The sequence below is a fragment of the Saccharothrix sabaoui genome (assembly GCF_051756985.1).
Lineage (GTDB): Bacteria > Actinomycetota > Actinomycetes > Mycobacteriales > Pseudonocardiaceae > Actinosynnema.
Window position 1 is genome coordinate 1 of sequence record NZ_JBPKJK010000235.1, and the last position, 10,415, is coordinate 10,415.

9 protein-coding genes and 2 pseudogenes are annotated in these 10,415 nt (G+C 75.3%); 7 read left to right on the top strand and 4 right to left on the bottom strand.

Annotation, left to right across the window (positions count from 1 at the left end):
- Window positions 1–119 precede the first annotated feature (119 nt).
- The 7 genes from ACR807_RS38965 (at window position 120) to ACR807_RS38995 (ending at window position 7,957) form a co-directional block, all read left to right on the top strand.
- Window positions 120–680 carry a CBS domain-containing protein gene (locus ACR807_RS38965; protein ID WP_438926553.1) on the top strand — a complete coding sequence of 187 codons (561 nt, stop codon included), beginning with the start codon at window positions 120–122 and terminating at the stop codon, window positions 678–680.
- A gap of 142 nt (window positions 681–822) precedes the next feature.
- Window positions 823–1,365, top strand: a complete 543-nt coding sequence (locus ACR807_RS38970) for a universal stress protein (protein ID WP_438926554.1) — start codon at window positions 823–825, stop codon at window positions 1,363–1,365.
- A complete protein-coding gene (locus ACR807_RS38975) occupies window positions 1,362–3,965 on the top strand; it encodes a bifunctional acetate--CoA ligase family protein/GNAT family N-acetyltransferase (RefSeq protein WP_438926555.1) in 2,604 nt (867 codons plus the stop codon). Before ACR807_RS38970 ends, ACR807_RS38975 begins: the two co-directional genes overlap by 4 nt.
- Window positions 3,962–4,381: an OsmC family protein gene (locus ACR807_RS38980; RefSeq protein ID WP_438926556.1), complete on the top strand. Its 420-nt coding sequence runs from the start codon at window positions 3,962–3,964 to the stop codon at window positions 4,379–4,381. Before ACR807_RS38975 ends, ACR807_RS38980 begins: the two co-directional genes overlap by 4 nt.
- Before the next feature lie 3 nt (window positions 4,382–4,384).
- Window positions 4,385–4,831: a universal stress protein gene (locus tag ACR807_RS38985; RefSeq protein ID WP_438926557.1), complete on the top strand. Its 447-nt coding sequence runs from the start codon at window positions 4,385–4,387 to the stop codon at window positions 4,829–4,831.
- Entirely contained in the window at window positions 4,828–5,466 is a 639-nt protein-coding gene (locus ACR807_RS38990; RefSeq protein ID WP_438926558.1) for a CBS domain-containing protein, read from the top strand. Before ACR807_RS38985 ends, ACR807_RS38990 begins: the two co-directional genes overlap by 4 nt.
- Complete coding sequence (locus ACR807_RS38995) at window positions 5,447–7,957, top strand: HAD-IC family P-type ATPase (protein ID WP_438926559.1); 2,511 nt, start codon at window positions 5,447–5,449, stop codon at window positions 7,955–7,957. Before ACR807_RS38990 ends, ACR807_RS38995 begins: the two co-directional genes overlap by 20 nt.
- 518 nt (window positions 7,958–8,475) lie before the next feature.
- Here ACR807_RS38995 and ACR807_RS39000 read toward each other — a convergent pair.
- The 4 genes and pseudogenes from ACR807_RS39000 to ACR807_RS39015 all read right to left on the bottom strand — a co-directional run bounded on the left by ACR807_RS39000 (window position 8,476) and on the right by ACR807_RS39015 (window position 10,393).
- Window positions 8,476–8,970, bottom strand: a complete 495-nt coding sequence (locus ACR807_RS39000; protein ID WP_438926560.1) for a Gmad2 immunoglobulin-like domain-containing protein — start codon at window positions 8,968–8,970, stop codon at window positions 8,476–8,478.
- 186 nt (window positions 8,971–9,156) lie between these two features.
- Window positions 9,157–9,474: pseudogene (locus ACR807_RS39005) on the bottom strand (Acg family FMN-binding oxidoreductase); the annotation flags it as partial.
- A gap of 147 nt (window positions 9,475–9,621) precedes the next feature.
- Window positions 9,622–9,978 (bottom strand): annotated as a pseudogene (locus ACR807_RS39010) (ATP-binding cassette domain-containing protein); the annotation flags it as partial.
- Window positions 9,932–10,393 carry a universal stress protein gene (locus tag ACR807_RS39015; protein ID WP_438926561.1) on the bottom strand — a complete coding sequence of 154 codons (462 nt, stop codon included), beginning with the start codon at window positions 10,391–10,393 and terminating at the stop codon, window positions 9,932–9,934. The gene ACR807_RS39015 and the pseudogene ACR807_RS39010, both read right to left, overlap by 47 nt.
- Between the last annotated feature and the right edge of the window lie 22 nt (window positions 10,394–10,415).

Consider the following 10,415-nt stretch of genomic DNA (forward strand, 5'->3'; position numbering starts at 1 on the left):
TGTCCCCCCGGTTCCCCCCGGCCGGGCAGGGACCTGTGTCACCGCTGCGAAGGGCCCATCCGCACTGCTCCGCGACCGCCGGCAGGCGGACCGTTGCCGGTATGAACGCAGCAGATGTGATGACGAGGCCCGTGTACACGGTCGAGCCCACCACCACCGTGCGCGCCGCGAGCGCGCTGCTGGTCGACCACGGCTTCTCCGCGCTCCCCGTCGTGGAGCCGGGCGGGCTGTTGACCGGCATCGTCTCCGGCTCGGACCTGCTGGTCGCCAACCTCGGCCGCACCGGCGCGACCGTCGGCGAGGTCATGACGTCGCCGGTGGTCAGCGCGCCCCTCACCGCCTCGCCCAGCGAGCTGGCGAGCGCGATCCTGGGCCACCGCCTGCGCTGCCTGCCCGTGGTCGACGCGCTGGGGTGCGTGGTCGGGGTGGTCAGCCGCGGCGACCTGCTGCGCGTGCTGACCCCCGACGACGACGTCCTGGCCGCCCGCGTCGACCGGCTGCTGACCGCCTACAGCCGCACCCGCCGGTGGGGCGTCGAGGTGGAGAACGGCAAGGCCGTGGTCGCGGGACCGTTCGAGGACGAGGCCGAGCGCCGCGTCGTCACCGCCCTCGTGCACACCGTCCCCGGTGTGACGGGCGTCGGCCTGAGGCCGGTCGTCGCACCGGTCCGGGTCGACTGACCGCGCGTCCCGCACCCGGCGCACGACGGCGGTGGCGGTCCGCCGGATCAGGGCCCAAGGTCCCGACACCGAGGGGACCGCAGCACCTGACCTCGGACGTCGCCACTCGGAAGGCTGAGGAGCGAGCACCCGAGGAGGAGTGATGGACGACAGGATCGTGGTGGGCGTGGACGGATCGCCCTCCAGCCTGACCGCGCTGCGGTGGGCTGTCGACGAGGCGGAGCTGCGCGGCGCGGTGGTCGAGGCCGTCCTGGCCTGGCACGTGGAGCACGGCATGGTCATCGGGCCGCTGTCCGCCGCCGTGGCCGCCAACCTGGACCGCGACCGGCTGCGCCAGGACGGCCAGGCGCGGTTGGACGAGATCGTCGACGGGCTCGGCGGACACGTCCGCGCGCTCCTCGCCGAGGGCGACGCCCGCGACGTGCTGGTCCGGGCCTCGCGGGACGCGGTGCTGCTCGTGGTCGGCAGCCGGGGCGCGGGTCCGATCCGCGGCGTGCTGCTGGGGTCGGTCAGCTCCCACTGCGTGCACCACGCGCACTGCCCGGTGGTCGTCATCCGCGAGCCCGAGCACACCGCGCCGGCCGAGCACACCGCGCCGGCCGAGCACACCGCGCCGGCCGAGCACACCGCGCCGGCCGAACCGGTCGGGCGCAAGCCCGTCATCACCCCCGGACCGCTGCTGTGACCGCGCCCCTGGTCGACCGCGCGCTGTTGGCGGACGGGTCCGTGGTGGAGTTGCGCGAGCTGGGTCGGGCCGACGCCGACGCCCTGCTCGCGCTGCACCGCGGCCTGCCCGCGGATGACCGCTACCTGCGGTTCTTCGGTGCCTCACCTCGGCACCTGGAGGACTTCGTCGCCCGCCTCACCTCGCCCGACGAGCCGAGGCACGTCGTGCTCGGCGCGTTCGCCGCCGGCGTGCTCGTCGGTGCGGCGAGCTACGTCCCGCTCGACGCCGACACCGCCGAGGTCGCCCTGGTCGTCGCCCACGAGCGGCAGTCCCACGGCGTCGGCACGCTCATGCTGGAGCACCTGGTGTCGCTGGCCCGCACCCGCGGTGTGCGGCGCTTCCACGCCGACGTGCTCACCTCCAACGCGAAGATGATGCGCGTGTTCGCCGACCTCGGCCTGACGTGGGTGTCCACGGCGGAGTGCGGCGAGGTGCGCATCGACCTCGGCCTGGAGCCCGGCGAACGCTACCTGGAGGCGGTCGCAGACCGCGAGCTGGCCGCCGACGTGGCGAGCCTGCGCGCCGTGCTCAAGCCGTCCTCGGTCGTGGTGGTCGGCGCGGGCCGCACGCGGTCCTCGGTCGGCAACGCCGTGCTGCGCAACCTGCTCCTCGGCGGCTACCGGGGAACCCTGTACGCCGTCAACCCGCACGCCGACCGCGTGCTGGGCGTCGCCTGCCACCGGTCGGTGGCCGACCTCCCGCGCACGCCGGAACTGGCGGTCGTGTGCGTGCCCGCCGAGGCCGTGCCGCGGGTCGCCGCGGACTGCGGCCGGCGCGGCGTCAAGGCCCTGGTCGTGATCACCTCGGGGGTGGACCGGGACCGGTTGCTCGACGTGGTCCGCCGGTACGGGATGCGCCTGGTCGGCCCCAACTGCGTCGGCGTGTCCGGCACCGATCCCGAGGTGCGGGTCAACGCCACCTTCCTGGCCGGCCGCCCCACCGCCGGCGACATCGGCGTGGTCACCCAGTCCGGCGGTGTCGCCATCGCGCTGGTCGAACGGCTGCGTGCGCTCGGCCTGGGCACCACCGAGCTTGTGTCTACCGGCGACAAGTACGACGTGAGCGGCAACGACCTGCTGCTGTGGTGGGAGCGCGACGAGCGCACCCGCGCGGTGGCGCTGTACACGGAGTCGTTCGGCAACCCGCGCAAGTTCTCCCGCCTGGCGCGCCGGGTCGCGCGCCACAAGCCGGTGCTGGCCGTGCGCGCCGCGAGCAGCGAGGCCGGGCAGCGCGCCGCCGCCTCGCACACCGCCGCCGCCGCGACCCCGGCCGTCACCCGCGACGCGCTGTTCCGGCAGGCCGGCGTGACCGCGGTGGACGGCGTCGGCGAGCTGGTCGAGGTGCTGGCCGCGCTGCACGCCACCCCGCTGCCCGTCGGCCGCCGCGTCGCCGTGCTGTCCAACGCGGGTGGTCTCGGCGTGCTGGCCGCCGACGCGTGCGTCCGCCACGGGTTGACCGTCGCCGAGCTGGGGACCGGCACGGTCGAGGCGTTGCGGGCCCTGCTGCCCCCCACCGCCGCCCCGCACGACCCGGTCGACACCACGGCCGCCGTCGACGAGCACGTGTTCGGCCGCTGCCTGGACCTCGTCGCGGCCGACCCGGCCGTGGACGCGGTCATCGCGGTCACCGTGCCGACCGCCGTGGGCGACCCGGCGGGCGGCGTGCACCGCACCGCCACACCCGTGCTCGCGGTCAGCGCGGACCAGGCCGGTCCCGTCTCGCTGACCCCGGACGGCATCGCCGTCTACGCCGACCCCGCCAGGGCCGCCGCCGTGCTGGCCGCCTTGGCCGAGCGCGGCCGGTGGCTGCGCCGAGCCGAACCGGCGCCGACCGGGTCGCCCGACGTGGACCTGGCCACCGCCCGGGAGGTCGTGGCCGGGCGGGAGGGGTGGCTGTCGCCCGACCGGGTGGTCCGGCTGCTCACGGCGTTCGGGCTGCCCGTGCTCGGCGGCGCGCTGGTGCGCGACGCGGGGTCGGCGGTCGCCGCCCAGCGCTCCTTCGGCGTGCCCGTGGCGCTCAAGGCGGTGGCCGACGACCTGCTGCACAAGAGCGAGGGCGGCGGGGTCCTGCTCGACCTCGACGCCGACTCCGTCGCCCGGGGTTTCGAGGAGCTGCGCGACCGGTTCGGCGACCGGCTGACCGGCGTGTTCGTCCAGCCCATGGCCCGGCGCGGCCGTGAGCTGCTGGTCGGCGTCGTCACCGACCCGCAGTTCGGGCCGCTGGTGGTGACCGGTCTCGGCGGCGTCGACACCGACCTGCTCGACGACCGCGCCGCCGCCCTCGCCCCGCTGTCGGACGCCGACCTGGACGACCTGCTGCACGACTTCCGCGCCGCGCCCAAGGTGTTCCACGACCACGACGAGTCCGCCGTGCGCGAGGTGCTGCGCCGCGTCTCGCACCTGGCCGAACTGCTGCCGGAGGTCGCCGAGCTGGACCTCAACCCCCTGACCCTCACCGACGACGGCGTGCTCGCGGTGGACGCGCGCGTCCGCGTGGCGCCGGTCGAACCGGTGGACCCGTTCCTGCGCAGGCTGCACGACCCCAGGAGGACCCCGTGACCACCGGCGAGAAGACCGCGCTCGTGTCCGTCTCCTACGCCAAGGGGGAGGAGTACGTGGTGCGGATGCGCGACCACGTGATCACCACCGACCAACCCGCCGCCGACGGCGGCGCCGACGCCGGCCCCGGTCCGGTCGAGCTGCTGGTGGCGTCGATGGCGGCGTGCACCGCCTTCTACGCGGGCCGCTTCCTCGACCGCCACGGCCTGCACCGGGAAGGGCTCACCGTCACCGCGCACCACCGGATGGCCGACGACCCCCAGCGCCGCGTCGGCGAGGTCCGGCTGGAGGTCACCCTGCCGCCCGGCTTCCCCCGGCGGCGCGAGACCGCGCTGCTCGCGGTCCTCCAGCACTGCACCGTGCACAACACGCTCCGGCACCCGCCGGAGATCACCATCGACCTGAACGAGGTGTGAGCCATGACCACGTCCCCGATCGTCGTCGGCATCGACGGGACCCCCGCCGGCGAGCGCGCACTGCGGTGGGCCGTCGACGAGGCCCTCCAGCGCAACGCCCCGCTGCACGTCGTGCACGCCTACGCCTACGAGCCGCTGGTCGACTGGACCATGATGACCGAGCAGGACGCCCGCGCCCGGTCGGAGGCGCTGGTGGGGGAGGCGCTGCGCGCCGCGGCCGTGGGCCGGGCGGAGTTCCCCGAGGTCGTCCGGCACAGCGTGCGCGGCCCGGCGGCGGACGCCCTGGAGGTGCGGGCGCGCGACGCGGCGATGCTGGTCGTCGCCGCCCACGGCGGCAGCCGGTTCCGCCAGGTGCTGCTCGGCAGCACCAGCGCCCACTGCGTGCGGCACGCCACCGTCCCCGTCGTGGTGCTGCCCGCCACGGCCGACGACCCGGCGGTGACCCGATGAGGGTCCGCGACGTGATGACCCGCGAGGTGGTGGCCGTCACGCCGGACACGTCGGTGCGCGACGCCGGCGCCCTGCTCGCCGCCCGCGGGTTCACCACGCTGCCCGTGGTGGACGGGCGCGGTGACCTGCTGGGCGTGCTCACCGAGGCCGACGCCCTGCGCGACCGGCTGCCGATCGACCCCAGGACCCTGGTCCACGGCGAACCGCCGCACCGCCGGCCCCGACCCCCGCGCACCGTCCGCGACCTGATGACCGGGCCACCGGTGGGCACCACCCCGGGCGCGGACGTCGCCGAGGTCGCGCGGCGGATGCTGGAGCACGGTGTGCGCAGCGTCGCCGTGGTCGAGGGCACGCGGCTGGTCGGCATCCTGACCCGCCGCGACCTGCTGCGCGCCGTCAGCCGCGATGACCGCGTGCTGGAGGCGGAGGTCCGCCACCGGCTGTGCCTCTACGGCGGGCCGGAGCGGTGGGAGGTCGCCGTCGTCGACGGCCGGGTGTCCATCGTGGACGAGCTGGACGACGAACGCGACCGGCACGTCGCCGCCGTGCTCGCGGGCGCCATCGCCGGCGTGGTGGGCGTGGACTTCCCGGAGTCGGCCCGCGGAGGGGTGGGACGTGCCGTCGGCGACCGCTGAGCGCGAGGCGGCCCCGCACGGCCTGCCGGTGCACGAGGTCGTGCTGCTCGCCGAGACCGACGCCGACACCGGCTTGGCCGGTGCGGTGGCGGAGCGGCGGTTCGCGGCGCTCGGCCCGAACACCCTGCCCGAGCGGCGCGGTCCGGGCTGGGCGCGGCGCCTGCTCGGGCAGTTCCACAACCCGTTGATCTACGTGCTGCTCGGCGCGGCGGCGTTGACGTTCGCCCTCGGCGAGGTCGTGGACGCCTCGGTGGTGCTGGCCGTCGTCCTGGTCAACGCCGCGGTGGGCCACCTCCAGGAGGCGCGGGCGGAGAAGGCGCTGGACGCGCTGGTGGCGATGGTGCGCACCACCGCGACCGTCGTGCGCGACGGGACGGCGGCGCGCGTGGACTCCGACCGGCTCGTACCGGGCGACCTGGTGGTCCTGGAGGAGGGCGACCAGGTGCCCGCCGACCTGCGGCTGGTGCGCGTCCGCGAGCTGCGGGTGGACGAGTCGGCGTTGACGGGGGAGTCGCAGCCGGTGGCCAAGGACCCGCTGCCGGTGCCGCACGACACGGCGCTGGCCGACCGCGTGGACATGGCCTACTCCGGCACGCTGGTCACCGGCGGCGGCGGGCGCGGCGTGGTCGTGTCCACCGGCGGGGACACCGAGATCGGCCGCGTGCACCGGCTGGTGGGCACCACCGAGACGGTGCGGACCCCGTTGACCCGCAAGCTCGCCCGGTTCAGCGGGCTGCTCACCCGGGTGATCCTCGGCCTGGCCGTGGTCGCCGTGGTGGTCGGGGTGCTGCGCGGCGAGCCGTTCGCCGACATGGTCACCGCCGCCGTCGCCCTGGCCGTCGGCGCGATCCCGGAAGGACTGCCCGCCGCGGTGACCGTGACGCTGGCCATCGGCGTGGCCCGGATGGCGCGGCGCAACGCGATCATCCGCCGGCTGCCCGCCGTGGAGACCCTGGGTTCCACCACGGTGATCTGCACCGACAAGACCGGCACCCTCACCGCCAACGCCATGACCGTGCGCGAGGTGGTCGCGGGTGGGCGGTGGTGGCGGGTCGGCGGGGTGGGCTACGGACCGGACGGCGACGTCCCGCCCGTGCCCGACGCGGTGCGCGAGGTCCTGCTGGCCGGGTTGGCCTGCAACGACGCCGACGTGGTCGAGCGCGACGGCCGCTGGACCCCGGTCGGCGACCCGACCGAGGCGGCGCTGGTGGTGGTCGCCCGCAAGGCGGGCGTCACCGACGTCCCGGAGCGGGTGGACGAGCTGCCGTTCACCTCGCAGCGCCGGTTCATGGCGACCCGCCACGAGGGCGGCGTGGTCTACCTCAAGGGCGCGGTCGAGCGGATCTCCGGGTTCACCGGCGGCCTCGACCACTCCGACGCCGAGCGCCTGGCGGGGGAGGGCCTGCGCGTGCTGGCCTTCGCCCGGACCCGCGTGCCCGTGGACGTCGAGCTGACCGAGGACGTGCTGCGCGGGGCGGAGTTCCTGGGGTTGCAGGCGATGCACGACCCGCCGCGCCCCGAGGCGATCGAGGCGGTGCGCGCCTGCCGGGACGCCGGCATCGAGGTCCGCATGATCACCGGCGACCACCTCGCCACCGCCCGCGCCATCGCCGAGCACTTCGACCTCGCCGAGGACGCCGTGCACGCCCGCGTCTCGCCCGAGGAGAAGCTCAGGCTGGTCCGGGACCTCCAGGCGAGCGGCGAGGTCGTGGCGATGACCGGGGACGGCGTCAACGACGCGCCCGCCGTGCGCCGCGCCGACATCGGCGTCGCGATGGGGCGCGGCGGCACCGAGGTCGCCAAGCAGGCCGCCGACATGGTGCTCACCGACGACAACTTCGCCACCATCCGCGCCGCCGTCGAGGAAGGCCGCGCCGTCTTCGACAACCTGCGCAAGTTCATCATCTGGACCCTGCCCACCAACATGGCGGAGGGCCTGGTCATCCTCACCGCCATCCTGGCCGGCACCGCCCTGCCGATCCTGCCCGTGCAGATCCTGTGGATCAACATGACCACCGCCGTCGCGCTCGGCCTGACGCTGGCGTTCGAACCGCGCGAGCCCGACGTGATGCGCCGCCCGCCGCTGCCGCCGTCGCTGCCGCTGCTGACCGGGGTGCTGATCCAGCGCATCCTGCTGGTGTCGGTGGTGCTGCTGGCGGGCTCGTTCGCCGCGTTCCACCTGGCCGACGGCACCGTGGAGCAGGCGCGCACGGTCGCCGTCAACGTCTTCGTCGCGGCCCAGATCGCCTACCTGTTCAACTCGCGCTCGCTGGAGAACTTCCGCCCGCACGTCGGGCTGCGCGCCAACCCGTGGCTGCCCGCCGGCATCGCCGTCACCGTCGTGCTGCAGCTGCTGTTCACCTACGCGCCGTTCATGAACGCGCTGTTCCACACCGAGCCCATCGGCTGGGGCTCGTGGGTGTTCGTGGCCGCGCTGGCGCTGGTCACCTACGCCGTGGTCGAGGCGGACAAGTGGTGGCGGCGGCGCTGACGCGTCGAGGCCCGTCCCGCGATCCCGGGACGGGCCTCGACGTCGTCCGGGTCACCGAGCGGGCACGACCACCACGGGGCAGGTCGCGTTCCGCAGACAGCGCGTGACGACCCCGCCCGGCAGCACCCCGTCGTCGCCTCCACCCGCTCACCCGTGCGCACCGCCGGCTCCAGCGCCCAGCGCAGCGCGGCTCGCGGCTCGCGGCCGATCCGTCCACACCGACCAGGATCATGACGTCCTCCCGTCTCCACCCCTCAGCGTCCGTCCCCGGGGGTGCGCGGGGAGAGCCCCGGGTCACCACCCGGCGGGACCAACGCCCCTCGTGACGGTCCCCTCACCCGACCTGCCGTCGGGGCAGGAGGTGCGTGGTGGGAGAACCGGTCGCGGGCGGGATCGACGGCTCGGAAGCGGCCCCGGGCGCGGTGCGGCAAGGCGCGGGCGGGCGGGGTCGAGGTGCAGGCCCGAACGGGAGGAGAGGACCGCTCCCGGCTTGACCTGATCGCCCCGACCCGAGGGCCTCAGCCGGCCTTGGGCACGCGGATCACGTCACCGGGGCTGATCGAGTCCGGATCGGTGATCGTCGCCGGGTTCGCCGCCACCAGCCGGTGGTAGAGGCCGCCCGAACCGTAGTAGGTGGTGGAGATCGCCCACAGCGTCTCCCCGGGCTGGACCACGTGCTCCAGGTAGACCCGGTAACCGGGGACGATCCTCGGGCCGAACAGGACGGGGACCACCACCTTGTCCAGCTCGGCGCCGTCCTTCGGCGAGACGTGGTACACCTCGACGAACAACCGGTCGAGGGTGAAGGCCGCCCCGGACACGTCGACGGTGACCTGGAACTGGCCGTGGCCGCCGACGCCGTCACCGGCCGTGAAGTACCCGGTCACCTCGTCGTGGCCCTCGTGGACCCGGTAGTTGAAGTTCGCCTCGAACGCACCCCCCGCCGTCCCGGCCACCCGGATGTGGTCGTCCACCAGGTCGTACGCCCTCGGTTGCTGCACGTCCACCGACACGGTTCGGCCTCCTGCCCCATCGGGTCGTCCGGCCCGCGCACCAGTGTCACCGCTCACCAGGGCACCCACCAGGGCACGAAGTCCCGGTCACGTCCTCAGCGGTCCATCTCCGCCAACTGGTGGGTGCAGCCGGTCCTGGAGCAGGTCCACCGCCTCGGCCCGCTCCTCCAGCAGCAGCGACACCGCGCTCGGCACGCCCCACGAGGAGCAGTGCCGCCGGTCGGTGCGGCGGCGGGGGATCGCGGCGGCCATCGCCACCTCGCCCTCGGTGGGCTCGTGCCGGGCGAACTCGACGGCCGCCAGGTGCTCCGGCTCGCCCGGGTCGGGCAGCCGGTGCACGGTGGGGTCGGTGGCGGGCACCGCGCGGGTCGGGGCCGCGTGGAGGCGGACGCTGTGGTCGCCGATGCGCCACCGCCACGGCTGCGTGTTGTGCACCGAGGGCGCACGGCACGCCAGTGCCACCGCCGCTCGGCTCGTGTCCCGGTCGGGCTGCTCGCGGTCCACCCGCCTCACCTCCACGTTCGTGTGCACCACCGACGGTGCACCGGCGGCGGGCCCGTTCGCAGGGTCGGAGGTCCCGCCCCACCGAGGACCGGCCGACTCTGTAAGCGACCGCCGCGCCGGACGACGCCGGACGTGCCGGACCACGCGGAGGAGGTCCACCCGGCGCGTCGCGGCCCGCCCGGACAGGCCGTGGACGCGGGCGAAGAACCGCAGGTTCTCCCGGCCGGTCAGATCGGGGTAGAGCACCAACTCCTGCGGCACGCAGCCGATGCGGCGCTTGCCCGTCGTGTCCCGCGTGGTCAGACGTCGACCGGCGACGACGACCTCGCCGGCGTCGGGCTCCAGGATGCCGACCACCATCGAGATCGTCGTCGTCTTGCCCGCGCCGTTCGGGCCGAGCAGGCCGTAGGTCTCCCCGGCCGCCGGCTCGAACGACACGTCGTCCACGGCCGGCAGGTCACCGGAACTCCTGCGCAACCGCGTGCAGGCGAGCACCGGCGTCATCGCCGCCCCTTCCGGTCGGCACCACGACGACCGGGCACGGCGCGTGGCGCACGCAGTAGGTGATGACCGAGCCGACCACGGTCACGTCCCCCCGGCGGTACCCGTGGCCGCCGAGCACGAGCAGGTCGGCGTCCTCCGCCGAGCCCACCAGCGCGGGGCCCGCCTCGCCGTCCACCACGGTCTCCTCGACCCGCACGCCGGGGACCGGGCCCAGCCCCGCCACGGCCTCGCGCAGCACCCGCCGGTGCGCGGTGTGGAAGGCGTCCCCACCCCCGCAGACCTCGGGGTGCATCCGGCAGGCCGACACCGCCAGCACGGTGCCGCCGCTCCCGGCGTGCCGCACGGCCCACTCCAGGGCCGCCGCACCCGCCGGCGAGGCGTCCACGCCGACGACGATCCTCTTCGTTCCGCTCATGATCCCGTCCTCCTGTTCTCGG

Coding starts and splice junctions, on each gene's coding strand:
- ACR807_RS38965 (WP_438926553.1), top strand. CDS start 120: ATGACGAGGCCCGTGTACACGGTCGAGCCCACCACCACCGTGCGCGCC.
- ACR807_RS38970 (WP_438926554.1), top strand. CDS start 823: ATGGACGACAGGATCGTGGTGGGCGTGGACGGATCGCCCTCCAGCCTG.
- ACR807_RS38985 (WP_438926557.1), top strand. CDS start 4,385: ATGACCACGTCCCCGATCGTCGTCGGCATCGACGGGACCCCCGCCGGC.
- ACR807_RS38990 (WP_438926558.1), top strand. CDS start 4,828: ATGAGGGTCCGCGACGTGATGACCCGCGAGGTGGTGGCCGTCACGCCG.
- ACR807_RS39015 (WP_438926561.1), bottom strand. CDS start 10,393: ATGAGCGGAACGAAGAGGATCGTCGTCGGCGTGGACGCCTCGCCGGCG.